Below are 13980 nucleotides of genomic sequence, written 5' to 3' on the forward strand. Positions count from 1 at the left end.
TACAGACCCCGATCATTTTATTGAATTAGGATTGGGTAGGTGAGAGAAATGTATCCGTTCGGAAAAGGTATAAAAAGATATTTACCGCTTCTGCTGCTTATGATTCCATTATCGTTGTATGTTATTTTTTATTTTGGACCCTCTATGATGACGGTCATTTATTCATTTACAGATATTACTAACGTTCCAGGAAGCAAATTGAATTTCGTAGGCCTTGACAATTATTACAGTGTTTTTAACTCCGGAAATTCAGGCGAACGATGGGATTCCATTATACGAACAGTTTATTTCATGGTCATTGTTACAATCGTACAAAACGGTGTCGGTCTCCTTATGGCCGTAGTGATTAATCAGAAGCTGAAAGGCGATTATTTTTATCGCGCAGTTTTCTTTTTGCCGGTTGTGCTCGGTGTATCGGTAGTTGCACTGGTATGGGGCTTGATGTTCGATCCGCTAAGTGGTCCCGTAAATCAACTGTATGATTCATTGTTCGGTTATAAAGATATGTTCTTTGGAAGCTTCACCCATGCGTTTGGTTATATTATATTCACGCAAATTTGGATGTACATGGGTTACTCCATGCTGATTTTCCTTGCAGGCCTACAATCCGTACCGAAAGATCTGTATGAAGCTGGATATATTGATGGAACTACGAAGTGGCAATCTTTTAAGAACATTACATTCCCGCTTATTGCTCCATCGTTCACCATTAATATTATTTTGTCCATTATCGGTGCGATGTCGACCTTTGATATTATTCTCGCAACTACGGACGGTCGCTTTAACACAAGAACGATGGCTTATGACGTGTATAAAGAGACGTTCCGTGGTTCTCTACAGATGGGACTTCCATCCGCGCTTTCTGTGGTGCAGTTCCTTATGATTCTGGTCTTCGTTGTATTTGCAGTTAAACAAATGCGTAAGAGAGAGGTGGAGTATTAATGAAAGATTCCAAAACCGCCAAAACTCTCTCCTATATTCTGATTGCAGTATTGCTTGTTTTGTATATCATGCCACTATTGTTTGTAATAAACATTTCATTCAAGTCTTTTTCGGACTATTTGCTAGACCCGATCGGACTTGTGAAAAGTATTCAATGGGATAATTACAAGGAAGCTTGGTTAAAAGGTAATTTCTCTAATTATTTCATTAACAGTTTGCTGTACACAGTTGTAGCAACAGTGCTAACACTAATCGTGTCGTTATTCGGAGCTTTCCCGGTGGCGAGAAATTATGTGAAGTGGAGCGGGTTTATTTATTTGTTCTTCTTGATGTCACAGTTCTTGCCTAACCCTATGGTTGCACAGTTCAAATTGATGCTTACCTTGAAACAAGAGCTTGGATTCGTGGGCTATGATACGAAGCTGGGTTATATTCTCCTGAAAACAGGAGGAACAGGGATCGTCTTCATGATGTTCGTAGGTTATATTAAAGGGATCAGCCGTGAGATGGATGAAGCTGCAGGTATGGATGGTGCTGGGTATATGCGGTATTTATTCCAGATCATTATGCCACTGATGAAACCTGTTATCGCAACAGGTGTTATCCTGACGGCGATTACCATTTGGAATGACTTTGTAGGTCCAATCATGTATTTGCCAAGTCCGGAACATTATCCAATTACCTTCGGGCTTAAAGAATTCCGCGGTCAATACGGAAACAACTGGCCTATGTTGGCGTGCGGTATCATGATCGTATCCGCACCACTTATCGTCCTGTACACCTTCATTCAAAAGTATATCGTTGACGGTGCATTGGCAGGTGCGGTTAAAGCTTAAGTAGATGTGTAAATGAGAGGATGGGGACAATGGACCGCAAAAAAATTCAAGGCTTTGAATTCACCGGAAAGGACGGGGAGTTCAAGCTTCAGCAACCGGATCATAGTAGTTTCTTATACTTCCCTCTAGTAAATGAGGGGGGAATGATGTCGACTGTAACCCCGAAGCTTCATGGTCAGGCGACAACAGGTCATAATACATTTTTAACACCGCCATTATCTGTTGAAGATTTGCATAATTCACGCGCCTCGCGTAATTTCTGGGTTTACGTCGAAGGCAAAGGTGCTTGGTCTGCAGCTGGAAACTCTGCTAAGCAAAATGCAGCGTTCTACACCCCATCTGCTGATGATGCAGTGCTTGAGGCTGGATTTCTATGGCATCGTGTGACTCGCAGCAACTCTGAGATGGGTGTCAAAGCTGAGATTACCAGCTTCGTACCTAGCGGTAACGACAAGGTAGAACTTATGAAAGTTACGTTGACGAATACGGGAACAGAGGAGCTTACTCTTACGCCAACGGCGGTAGTTCCCTTGTATGCCCGTTCCGCAGATGATCTGCGCGATCACAGACATGTAACTTCCCTGCTGAACCGGATTTACACCTCAGCTTATGGTGTTGAGGTTCAACCTGCGCTATCTTTCGATGAGCGTGGTCATCGCATTAATCACACTTCTTACGGTGTATTTGGTGCAGAAGGTGATGGCAGTCAACCTGATGGTTTCTTCCCGATTCAAGAAGAATTTATCGGTGAAGGTGGAAGTCTTGACTGGCCAGAAGCTGTTATTCTGAATGCTACGCCAGAGATTGGTAAAGGTGGCGGCGTGGATAGAGAGGGTTATGAAGCCGTTGGTGGTCTTCGTTTTGCTTCAATTACCTTGTCTTCTGGTGCAAGCCATTCTTATGTCGTAGTTATGGCAATTGATAGTGATAGAATTAACGTTGAAGCGTTGATGAGTAAATATGGTACATCTGAAGCTTTTGATCATCTGCTAAAGGAAACTAAAGCGTTCTGGGCAGACAAAGTGAATATGGTTGAATTTCATACCGGCGACTCGGATGCAGATCAATGGATGAAATGGGTAACCATCCAACCGGTCCTTAGAAGACTGTATGGTAACTCCTTCTTACCGTATCATGATTATGGAAGAGGCGGACGTGGCTGGCGAGATCTTTGGCAAGACTGTCTGGCACTGCTCATTATGGAGCCTGCCGAAGTTCGTAGCCTACTCTTCAACAATTACGCTGGTGTGAGAATTGATGGCAGTAACGCAACCATTATCGGTCAACAGCCAGGTGAATTTATCGCTGACCGTAACAATATCCCTCGTGTATGGATGGATCATGGGGCATGGCCATTTTTAACAACGATGCTCTATCTGGATCAGAGTGGTGATCTTGATTTCTTGTTGCAAGAACAGACTTATTTCCGGGATACGTTTATGAGTCGTTGTAAGGAACGTGATTCTTCATGGAATACCTCTGTAGGCAGTGATCTTAGAACAGTTTCTGGGGAAATCTACAAAGGTACAATTCTGGAACATATTTTGCTGCAAAATCTAGTTCCGTTCTTTAATGTAGGAGAGCATAATAATATCCTGCTCGAAGGCGCGGACTGGAATGATGGCCTCGATATGGGGGCGGATCGCGGAGAGAGTGTAGCATTTACATCTTTCTATGCTAGCAATCTATTGGATATTTCCCGGGTGCTGCGTAACCTTAAGACTTCTAAAGGTCAGGAAACTGTTGAATTAGCCGAAGAAATGCAGCTACTGCTGGATACTCTTATCGAGTCTGTGGATTATGGTTCTGTATCAGGTAAGCATGAGAGATTGGATCGATATTATGCTGCCGCACCAAATAAGGTGAGTGGAGTTCGTGTATCTCTCGATATTGATAAAGTAGCTGACGATCTGGAGCAAAAAGCGGAATGGTTATTTAACCATTTGCGTAGCAACGAGTGGGTACAGAGCGAGAATGGCGATGGCTGGTTTAATGGTTATTATAATAACGATGGTGAACAGGTAGAGGGTGAATTTTCTGAAGGCGTTCGTATGACGCTTACGGGCCAAGTGTTCCCGCTTATGGGTCATGCAGCGGCTCCGGAGCAAATTCCACACATTATAGCTGCTGTAGATCGTAATCTATTTGACGACAAGATTGGATACAGGCTTAATTCCCGTTTCGGTGGAATTCAGCAAAATCTCGGTCGTGCTTTTGGTTTTGCTTTTGGCCATAAAGAAAATGGGGCCATGTTCAGTCACATGACCATCATGTATGGAAATGCATTGTACAAACGTGGTTATGTAAAAGAAGGTCATAAGGTCCTTGAATCTCTTTACAGCTTGAGTACGGATTTCGAAAAAGCCCGCATCTACCCAGGTATTCCTGAATATATTAACGAGCAAGGTAGAGGGATGTACACGTATCTAACAGGCTCCGCAAGCTGGCTCTTGCTAACCATGGTCACTGAAGTATTTGGTGTGAAGGGCAAGCTGGGCGATCTATTGCTAGAACCTAAATTAGTAAAAGAACAATTTGATTCCGAGGGTAAAGCATCAATTAAGACGATCTTTGCAGATCGTGAGTTTGAAGTGGTCTATAAAGCCACTGGAAGCTTTAACTACGGAGAGTACCAAATACACTCCGTTACGTTGAACGGCAGCGAGGTGACGCTGCAGCGCGGCTCAGGAAGTGCGATTATTCCACGTGAGGAGCTACTTGCTCTGCAGACAGAGAAGCTTCACGTGATTGAAGTGACTCTGGCGTAATCTTAACTAGATTTTTTATAAACGTCTGCACCGTTATGAATAGCGGCTGCAGACGTTTTTTTGAAAATTATAAAAACTAAGGTTCTTCATAAATGATATAATGGGGCTAATTTACTTATTTGTTGAATGATTGAAAGGGGTTTGTGAAGGATGGGTTACAGGCTGTCAAATGGCGTATTATCTGTGGATATCGCTGATATTGGAGAAGATTATAAAGGGACTCGTTTTGACTGGACGGGGTTTATCACACAGGTTACGTTAGAAAAGGGTAACCATACGTTTTGTGTGCCAGAGAGCTTGAAGGAAGGCGAAGGTACTGGCGGAAGTGGACTATGCAACGAGTTTGGCATTTCCCGGGCAATTGGGTATGATGAAGCGCCGATCGGAGGCTGGTTTCCAAAGCCCGGAATCGGATTGTTACAAAAGCTGGATTCGCAGAGCTATAGCTTTCATAATAAATATCCACTAACCCCCTTTGCTGTTGATATGGAGGTTAGGGATGATTCTATTACATATACTGTCCAGCCGATGGAAAGTAATGGATACGCGATGCTTTTGACCAAAACGATCTCTATAAAGGACGACCAATTGAAAATTGCATATGAATTGCATAACAAAGGGGATAAGCCAATCCAAACCGAGGAGTACATCCACAATTTCGTAGGAATTGATGGTTTGAATATAGGTTCGGATTTTGAGTTGCGCCTCTCGAATGGGCTCAAAGTAGAAGAGCCAGAATCTCAATACACGAATAATTTGCTAGAGGTATCTGGTAATACCCTTACTTGGTCAGAAGAGCCAGACCGGTCATTTTACTGCAAGCTGAGTGGCTGGGGAGGTCCAGAGGCTGAGTTCAATTGGGAGTTGGTTCATAAGCCTAGTGGAACAGGAGTACGCGAGAGCGGAGATTTCCCAGTAGCACGAATGGCGCTATGGGGAGAACGCCATGTGGTCTCACCTGAAGTTTTTGTGAACATTAGTCTTTTACCGCATGAAAGCAAGTCCTGGAGCCGAACTTATCATTTTTTCACATCATGATAAGCAGTAATCAAAGCTTTTATGTGAATAATTATACTTGCTGGTGTGTGAGATTATTGCTATCATAAGCGATATCCATATTGATAGGAGAGAAAGGGTGGGGAGTAGTTTTGAATAAGAGAGCATACAATTTTAATGCCGGACCGGCAGCATTGCCGCTTACGGTACTGGAACGCGCACAAGCGGAGTTTGTTGATTTCCGAGAAAGTGGAATGTCTATCATGGAGATGTCGCACCGTGGAGCAATCTACGAATCCGTGCATAATGAAGCGCAGGAACGTCTGCTTTCGCTCCTCGGCAATCCGAAGGGCTATAAGGTATTGTTCGTACAAGGTGGAGCAAGCACACAGTTTGCTATGATCCCTATGAACCTGATTTCCGAAGGCCAAGTAGGTAGCTATGTTATGACAGGTAGCTGGGCAGATAAGGCTTATAAAGAAGCTAAATTGGTAGGGGGCGCTCATGTTGCTGCTTCTTCCGAAGACAAGAAATTCTTAGCTATACCTGAATTGAGTTCGATTAAAGCTGCGGAAAATGCTGCCTACCTTCACGTTACTTCCAATGAGACCATTGAAGGAACGCAATATGCAGAATATCCGGATGCTGGCTCGATTCCGCTTATCGCAGATATGTCCAGTGATATCCTTTGCCGGCCAATCGATGTCAACCAATTCGGAATGATCTATGCTGGAGCACAAAAGAACCTTGGTCCTTCCGGTGTGACTGTAGTTATTGCTAAAGAGGAATTGCTCGCAGAATCACCTTCTAACATTCCAACTATCATGCGTTACAGCACTCATTACAAAAATAACTCTCTTTACAATACACCTCCATCTTTCTCTGTATATATGGTTAACGAAGTATTAAAATGGATTGAGGAGCAAGGTGGTCTTGCTGGTATCCATTCCAAGAACCTTGAAAAAGCGGGTCTATTATATGATCACATCGATGGAAGTGACGGCTTCTACAGTGGCGTTGCTGAGAAGAGCAGTCGCTCCATTATGAACGTTACCTTCCGGATGCAATCGGAAGAACTCGAAAAACGGTTTGTTAAAGCTGCTGAACTGGAAGGTTTTGTCGGCTTAAAGGGACATCGTAGTGTGGGTGGCTTGCGCGCTTCCATTTACAATGCAGTTCCTTACGAAAGTGTTAAAGCACTTTCTGATTTCATGAACCATTTCCGGCAAACTCAAGGTTAATGAACTCTATCGTAAACCTTCCGCCTATGGGTGGAAGGTTTTCAGTTTGTTTGGAGAAGCTATGGTTATGCACTAGAGTAAAACATCTGGCTATTAAGCCTTTAGAGAGGAAGGAACCATATAATGGCACTCCATATCGTATTAGTTGAGCCGGAAATACCGGCCAATACTGGAAACATTGCGCGTACCTGCGCAGCAACAGGCACTCATCTTCACCTGGTTCGCCCGCTCGGATTCCGTACAGACGATGCTACATTGAAAAGAGCAGGATTGGATTACTGGCACGCTGTTAACATTGAATACCACGACTCTTTTGCTGAGGTACTTGAGAAGTACAGTGAGGGACGTTTCTTTTACGCAACGACGAAAGCGGAGAAGAGATATAGCGATTTTGATTTTCAAGATGGAGACTTCTTTGTCTTTGGTAAAGAAACGAAGGGGCTTTCTGCTGAAATTCTGGAAGCGGGTAAAGAAACAAAAATGCGCATGCCAATGAGTGATGCCGTGAGATCGCTGAACTTATCGAATTCTGCAGCTATTATTGTATATGAAGCCCTTCGACAGCTGGATTTTCCTAATCTTGTTTAGAAAAAAGACATTTTTTTTGTTTTTTTCAGCAGGATTCGACATTTTAATAACGAAATATAATGAATGAGCCGAAATATATAGTAGCTACAAATTATTAGTTGAACAGGAGAGGTGTACGTTAGATATGAAACCTGCTGGTGTAGTTCGCAAAGTGGATCAGCTGGGTAGAATTGTTCTGCCTAAGTCCCTGCGTAAAAGGTATCAGATGAATGAAGGCGACCCGGTTGAAATTTTGGTACAGGGTGACCATATCATCTTGGAGCGTTACCGTCCAAAATGTGTTTTCTGCGGATCAATGGAAGGTGTGAGTGAATATAAAGATCGTTATATTTGCGCTGCATGCCTCTCAGAAATGACGCAATTACCAAGACACGCCTAGGAAGTACATATTTACACATTTAGAATTCTGACAGCCAAAAGTTTTCTAAATAAAGAAACTGTCCCATTCGTAGATTTCTCTACTTATGTGGCAGTTTTTTTGTTTCAGGCTTATAAAAAAAATGCCTCAGAGCCAAGTGGCTGCTGAGACATTTCTTGCTTATAGACCTTTTGTTTTGTCGTCGTTGTAAGATGAGGTAAGGATGCCGACCATAAATAACACAAATACGATAGTTACGATCCAAAAGGTTAATGAGAACGACATACTGGCACCTCCATTAGCAAATGTATTCGTTATCAAGATTATACCCTGCAAATCAATAAAAATAAACGCAAATGTGATATGTTGCATAGACATTTTACTATAATCATTTAAAAAACAGGAAATTGGTTGGTACAGCTCTAAGATTTCCGTCTGATGGCTTGTTGACTACTCTTCCATTGAAGATGAGTGATGACGATCCTCCACCATCCAGATTATAAGCATCCATGACACCCATGTTATATAGCTTGTTCTGAATTTCCTCTAGCCGAGCACCAGAGCTGCCAAGCTCATTATAGCCATCCGCTACAAAGATGAGAAGCTGATCATCCTTATAATTACCGATTACTGTACGTGGCGCCCGATTGGGGGATGTTTTCCACTTTTCCGGGATGGGTACTTTGACGTTATTCTTAAGTAGAACAGGCACAAAGGTTGCACCAAATACGGGTTCGAGTTGATCTAACTGTGCGCGACTGTAAAATTTCCCGCCGATTAACTGTCCGGACTTGTTCAGACCTACGAAGCTGAGATCCTTGAATGTCGGCTCGAAACCATTGAGATACTTTCCATCAACCACAGTAGTGCTTAAGGGATAGCGTTTTCCGGCTTTATCCGCAAAACCTCCAGCATTAATACCTGCAATAGCGCCATGACTTTGTACAGCGTGCATAGTGGTTTCTGCGCCACCAGTAGCTTCCTTCGCAAGACTCATTTGCATCGCAGTTGGATCCTTCAATTTGATCTTCAAAGCATAGGCCTTATAGTTACCTGGATTCAGCTTATATAGCTCGATTCTAATCCGGTCGCTAGTAAGGACCTCAGAAGGTATTCCAAGCTTGGCAGATATCCGGCGGTTATAGATAAGCTCAGGACGGCTCGCTTGAGTCTTCGCTGTCTCGACTAACTTATTCATAGCAGTAGTGGTTCCTTTATATAGCTTAGCGCTAGCGCTGACTGCATCTATGGTGTAGGATGCAGTACCTTCGGCTAGGGTTAAATCCTTTTTTAGGACAGCTGTTTCATTCAGAGGCCCTGAGATAGGTGCGAATTGTCCTACATCAAGATCCAGCTCGAGCGGAGGTCGATACCACCACATACATATCAGTAAACCTAAAAAAGGTGCGGTCAGAAGCATAAAGAAACGGTTCACTCTCTTGACTGGCGTCATCATTTGATCAGATCCATTTCTTTCTTCAAAGCTTCTAACTGTTTGCTAACTTCGCTCAATTGCGTATATAGCTTATTACTATTGTCTGTCTTGGCACTTGCATTATCTTTAGTGAAGGTTAATAGTTCGTTAAAACTTTGCACTGTATTCTGCAATTCCTTCACTTCTTCAGTGAGAACGGCAATTTTCGACTCATAGTCGGTCTTCAGAACGGTAAGCTGCTGCTGGCTCTGATTGCTAAGTTCGCTCAGCACTTGCTGCTTCAAATGGTTTGTGTAGCTGTATACAGCATATACACCGATTCCAATCATCACGATCCAGAACAGTAAAAACCATTTTACGGAAGGGCCGCTTCTCACAGCAGCACGGCGCGAGTGTACCGGGGACGTTTCCGCTAGCGGTTGCATTTGATCACCTCGGGTTGGTCTTTTTTTCAAGTCCCCATTCTATCAGACTTTGACTAGTTTCGCAAAAATGTAAGAGAGTGTGAAAACTAGAAAAAGTAATTGCATCCTATTAAACTACTGCGATACAATTTCTATAGATTGGAATTTCTGATAGACGTACTCAAGGTAACCAGCGAGAGAATAAACGAACAAGTCATCATACTTCCTTGCTTGCGTTTAAACCGGAAACGCTGCGGCGCTTTCCTTTCTGGATGATTATATAAAGCAGGGGGTCTGGGCATTAATGATGAAGGTTTGGCAGGTGGTTATTGTGGGGTGTCATCCTACAAGTATGCTGGGGACAAAATTGATTTTGGAAGAGGGAGGAGAGCTAAAAGTTCTAGGAATGTATTCAACTTGGGACGAAGGCGCTTCCATCGTAAGGGAAAAGAATCCCGAGCTAGTGCTGGCAGATTATCATATGCCTGAAGGTAATATTGAGAGTGTGCTGTTAAATATGAAAAAAAGCTCACCAAACTCACATTTTGTCGTAATGACGGATGAAGACGGCAGGGATCTGCTTCAGCCCCTCATAGAGCTGGGAGCCAGCGGGATCTTCTCCAAAGGATCTTCTCCTCATCAGCTTTTACAGCTGATCCTGGGTTTGCGGGTGGGTTTTCTTTCAATGCCGCTAGAATGGATAGAAAAAGGATCCTGGCCGATTTCGACTTCTAAAGGACTGGATGATGTTCTTCAATTGACGCAGACAGAGATGTTTATTATGGAGCGAATCGTTCAGGGGATTACTTATGATAAAATAGCGCTTGAAATTGCAGTAAGTCGTCGTTCGATTGACAATTACTTGCGCAAAATTTATGTGAAGCTTGATGTTTCGACGCGAGCGCAGGCCATTGAGAAATTTGCTCTCTTTTCAAGACAAAACAGGCAAATCTACGCATAACCCAAGCTATACGACATAATGACGGGAAAGGCGGAATATTCTTGAAATAGAAGAAAGAAAGCATATCACGTTTAATGGATAATCGTCCTCGAAAGAGGATAACTTAGCCATTTCTACTTGGTACTAGGGAAGGGGGATTTCGCATGCTTTACCAATTTTCTGCTCGCGCGCACACACTGCTATCGTCACCGCTTCTAAGTATTCGCACCCAAACACGGAGAAGCTCCATGATATCGCTTGCTGAAGAATTACCAGCGGAAGAACTGTTCCCATTATCGCTGCTTGCCGAAGCAGCCTCTACGGTGATATCTGCAGATGCAGGGGCACTTCAATATGGTGATCCTGCAGGGTATGGTCCACTTCGGGAGTGGCTTGCCGGGGATTGGCTCAGAGAAAAAGGGGTAACTGTTACTGAGGGTGGAGTTCTGCTAACAACGGGGAGCCAGCAAGCGATTGATTTGTTGTCGCGGGTGTATATTGATCCGGGAGATCGTGTATTAGTAGAAAATCCGACATCTCCAGGATTCTTGCAAACTCTTCGGATGCAGGGTGCCATCATTATTCCTGTAGAGGGTGACTTGGACGGGCTTCATCCAGATCATTTGCGGAGGCAAATTGAACTGCATAAGCCTAAGATGTTGTTCGCAACACCAAGCTTTACGAATCCAAGTGGCATCCTATGGAGCTTAGAGAGACGGCGTGAGGTGTTGGATCTTTGCATCGCGTATAACATCCTGATTGTAGAAGATGATTCTTATGGTGATCTACATTTCCAGAAGTATGGTGAGCATTGGGCCACAAGATATCCATCCTTGTATGCGCTGGAAAATATAAGTGATGGCGGACACGTATTATATATCGGTTCGTTCAGCAAGACCGTTGCGCCTGCGCTGCGGACGGGCTGGGCTGCAGGTAGCCGGGAAGTGATCGGGATGATGGCTGCTGCCAAGCAGATGGCAGACTGGCAATCGAGCGCATTAAATCAGCGGCTCTTGCATCATTTATTGGATGTGACCGCTTTTGATCTTCGTGAGCATATTGCGCAGCTGAACCGAGAATATAACACCCGACTGAAGTTAATGGTTGAACTGCTAAAACGTCCAGCTTGGAAAGGAAGCTCCTACGACCTGCCGTCAGGAGGTATGTTTCTATGGGTATCTCCACCGGAGGGAATGGATGTTATGGCACTGCTAAAATGTGCGCTAGGTAAGGGAGTGGCATTTTTGCCAGGACCGTTATGTAGCGTAGATGGAAGCGGAAATCACATTCGTCTTAACTTCAGCCATCCCGGCCGGGATGAGCTGCTACTTGGTATGAATCTGATGAGCGAGGCGGTTAAGGAGTTCACGGCTCGGAGTTAGGTGGGTGGGGCTGGTGGGGGTGTGGATGATTAAAGGATCTGATTGTCTGTACCTTGCTTATTCCCTATCTGTCCATTCATCACCACATTCATTCCTTTATCGTGATGAATGAACGGGAGGGAATGACAGACGGTGAGACATACGGACGGACAGAAGGACAGAAGGACAGAAGGACAGAAGGACAGAAGGACAGACATACGGATTGACGGTGGCGGAACGTAGGACCGCTTGAAATGACCATGAATGTACATCTGGTCAGCTGTGAGGTATCGTGTGAGACTATTTTAGGGAATTTATCCCTAAAACTGGAGAGTATAAGCTCTGAAATGGAGCTTTTAGGGAATTTGTCCTAAAAATTAAGGAAAAACCCTTTTCATGGGCAAATCTGACGAAAATCAGGGAGAAATTCCCTAAAATTCGCTTTAGAGCGCGTAAAGAGAAGATTTTTAGGGAGGATTTCCCTAATTTTCGAAGATTTAATATTAGTGGTTGTTGAAGGTAACATCGGGGTTCTAAGGTGAAAGGTTCAGCAATAGTAGCATGTTAAAGCAATAATAGAGGAAATAGTAAATAAGGATTGTGTTCGAAAGTGTAATAAGCTAATTAAAGTATAGTCCCGAAGAGCTGGATGAGGTACTTGCTTGTGATACTAATAAGTGATGAAGTTGGTACGAAATAATTACAAATGTGATATGGATGCTATGTGAACAAGTTACGTAATGAGATACGAATACGAATGTGATACAAATTTGATAAAAACGTAATACGAACATGGCATGTATGACAACAAATGTGATATGAGTGCAATACGAACGTGGTACGAAATCAGATACTAATGTGGCAAGATTGGAATACCAAAAAGCATCCCGTAGATGGGATGCTTTTTGGTATTGTTTAGACATTGTTGCGTGTGTAAGAGAATAATAAGTATAGATACCGAGTAAAAGATTAGGTCGGAGAAAAGCTTGTAGTCGAGTAAAAGATTGAAATTCGAATAAAAGAATTTGAGTAAAAGAGTAAATCCGAGTAAAGGATTAAAGTTGATACATTTTTTTTGTTTAGAGTAGTCAAGCTAATTACTGTGATGATTGCTGTCATGGGGTACGCCGCCAGTTATAGCGGCGTATTCTACTAGCGCGGCCTGACCGGCTGGGGTCAGGGTATAGCGCCCACGGCTGACACGGTGGAACCAGCCGTAGTAGTTGTGCTGCAGCATAGCGGCGGCGTTCGGTACGCCGCTACGCTTCCGCAGCTCGGCCGGTGAGATCCCGGCCGAGCGGGCGCTTGAGGCAGCGCTAGGGGCACCGCTTCGCGTGCCAGCCGCCGCTGCCTCCCGTGCTGCCGTGTCCCCGGCAGCACGCCCCTCCGGCGCTGAGCTCAGCGCCGGAGCCTGTGCAGCGGTGCGCGCCGCTGCACGTTTGCCCGCTGCGAGCGAAGCCTTCGCAGCGGCCTTCTCGGCAGCGACGGCGGCCTCCGCCTCCGCTGCCTGCAGAGAAAGCGCGACACGCAGCGCTTTCTCACGGTAGGCCGTCACGAGCTTGACGCGCGTGCTGCCGCCGGTGTTGTAGTCTCCGCTGCGCTCGCGGAACTCATAGAGCAGGCGCTCGCGCCGCCGCTTGTTGCTGCGCTGCGCAGGTGGCGTCTCGTCCGGCTCGACGAGCACCTCGACCAGCGGGGCCTTGGTCTTATAAAAAACAACGGTGATCAGCCCGAGACCAAGGCGGCGGCACAGTCCGCTAATCTCGCCCCAGCGCTGGTTTACCGCTCCTTTTTTATCACGGACACGTTCTACTGCGAGATAGACCGTAGGACTGAGCTTTAGCCGTTCCACGCCTTGCAGGAGCAAGGCGAGGTTGAACGATTTTTTCATCTCTACGATTAGAGGCTGCTCTAAATCCTCACGAATACCCACCAAATCACAAGTCCGAACCTCACCCTTGATGCTGTATCCTTGCTTTTCAAAAAAAACCTTCAAAGGAGCATACAGCTCCGTTTCATGTCGTACCGCCATAGTGTCACTCCCGTAGCTCTTTTTTTCGGGTTCTCATTAAGGTTTTACTGCGATTTTATGATTCTCTATTATAGCACAG

The 13980-nt window shown here is 44.6% G+C and carries 13 protein-coding genes; 10 read left to right on the plus strand and 3 right to left on the minus strand.

The features are described 5' to 3' along the window. Nucleotides 1–48: 48 nt before the first annotated feature. The 7 genes from MKX35_RS30395 (at nucleotide 49) to MKX35_RS30425 (ending at nucleotide 7750) form a co-directional block, all read left to right on the plus strand. On the plus strand, nucleotides 49–942 hold the full coding sequence (locus MKX35_RS30395; RefSeq protein WP_042186236.1) for a carbohydrate ABC transporter permease: 894 nt from the start codon (nucleotides 49–51) through the stop codon (nucleotides 940–942). Further along, nucleotides 942–1778: a carbohydrate ABC transporter permease gene (locus tag MKX35_RS30400; protein ID WP_042186238.1), complete on the plus strand. Its 837-nt coding sequence runs from the start codon at nucleotides 942–944 to the stop codon at nucleotides 1776–1778. The genes MKX35_RS30395 and MKX35_RS30400 overlap by 1 nt, the downstream gene beginning before the upstream one ends. A gap of 29 nt (nucleotides 1779–1807) precedes the next feature. Further along, nucleotides 1808–4546: a GH36-type glycosyl hydrolase domain-containing protein gene (locus tag MKX35_RS30405; RefSeq protein WP_076300012.1), complete on the plus strand. Its 2739-nt coding sequence runs from the start codon at nucleotides 1808–1810 to the stop codon at nucleotides 4544–4546. A 150-nt stretch (nucleotides 4547–4696) separates the two neighbouring features. Continuing rightward, nucleotides 4697–5584, plus strand: a complete 888-nt coding sequence (locus MKX35_RS30410; protein WP_076284211.1) for a hypothetical protein — start codon at nucleotides 4697–4699, stop codon at nucleotides 5582–5584. A gap of 110 nt (nucleotides 5585–5694) precedes the next feature. Beyond that, a complete protein-coding gene (gene serC / locus MKX35_RS30415) occupies nucleotides 5695–6783 on the plus strand; it encodes a 3-phosphoserine/phosphohydroxythreonine transaminase (RefSeq protein ID WP_042186243.1) in 1089 nt (362 codons plus the stop codon). Between the two features lie 123 nt (nucleotides 6784–6906). Continuing rightward, entirely contained in the window at nucleotides 6907–7371 is a 465-nt protein-coding gene (gene trmL / locus MKX35_RS30420; protein WP_042125678.1) for a tRNA (uridine(34)/cytosine(34)/5-carboxymethylaminomethyluridine(34)-2'-O)-methyltransferase TrmL, read from the plus strand. A 124-nt stretch (nucleotides 7372–7495) separates the two neighbouring features. Further along, a complete protein-coding gene (locus tag MKX35_RS30425; RefSeq protein WP_039871533.1) occupies nucleotides 7496–7750 on the plus strand; it encodes an AbrB/MazE/SpoVT family DNA-binding domain-containing protein in 255 nt (84 codons plus the stop codon). 367 nt (nucleotides 7751–8117) lie between these two features. Here MKX35_RS30425 and MKX35_RS30430 read toward each other — a convergent pair whose 3' ends face one another. Both MKX35_RS30430 and MKX35_RS30435 read right to left on the minus strand, forming a co-directional pair. Next, on the minus strand, nucleotides 8118–9185 hold the full coding sequence (locus MKX35_RS30430; protein WP_143759516.1) for a phosphodiester glycosidase family protein: 1068 nt from the start codon (nucleotides 9183–9185) through the stop codon (nucleotides 8118–8120). Then, nucleotides 9182–9589 (minus strand): hypothetical protein, encoded by a 408-nt coding sequence (locus tag MKX35_RS30435; RefSeq protein ID WP_042186244.1) that lies wholly within the window; start codon nucleotides 9587–9589, stop codon nucleotides 9182–9184. The genes MKX35_RS30430 and MKX35_RS30435 overlap by 4 nt, the downstream gene beginning before the upstream one ends. A gap of 283 nt (nucleotides 9590–9872) precedes the next feature. Here MKX35_RS30435 and MKX35_RS30440 point away from each other — a divergent pair, with 283 nt between their 5' ends. The 3 genes from MKX35_RS30440 to MKX35_RS30450 all read left to right on the plus strand — a co-directional run bounded on the left by MKX35_RS30440 (nucleotide 9873) and on the right by MKX35_RS30450 (nucleotide 12096). Then, nucleotides 9873–10529, plus strand: coding sequence for a DNA-binding response regulator (locus tag MKX35_RS30440; protein ID WP_076284210.1), 657 nt, complete (start codon nucleotides 9873–9875; stop codon nucleotides 10527–10529). A gap of 143 nt (nucleotides 10530–10672) precedes the next feature. Further along, nucleotides 10673–11890 (plus strand): aminotransferase-like domain-containing protein, encoded by a 1218-nt coding sequence (locus tag MKX35_RS30445; RefSeq protein WP_042186247.1) that lies wholly within the window; start codon nucleotides 10673–10675, stop codon nucleotides 11888–11890. Nucleotides 11891–11943: 53 nt separating this feature from the next. Continuing rightward, nucleotides 11944–12096, plus strand: coding sequence for a hypothetical protein (locus tag MKX35_RS30450; protein ID WP_341044527.1), 153 nt, complete (start codon nucleotides 11944–11946; stop codon nucleotides 12094–12096). An 866-nt stretch (nucleotides 12097–12962) separates the two neighbouring features. Here the strand turns inward: MKX35_RS30450 and MKX35_RS30455 are convergent. Further along, nucleotides 12963–13901, minus strand: a complete 939-nt coding sequence (locus MKX35_RS30455) for a DUF2161 family putative PD-(D/E)XK-type phosphodiesterase (RefSeq protein ID WP_081382956.1) — start codon at nucleotides 13899–13901, stop codon at nucleotides 12963–12965. Between the last annotated feature and the right edge of the window lie 79 nt (nucleotides 13902–13980).

Origin of the sequence: Paenibacillus sp. FSL R5-0923 (assembly GCF_038009145.1) — a bacterium.
Taxonomy (GTDB): Bacteria; Bacillota; Bacilli; order Paenibacillales; family Paenibacillaceae; genus Paenibacillus_AQ.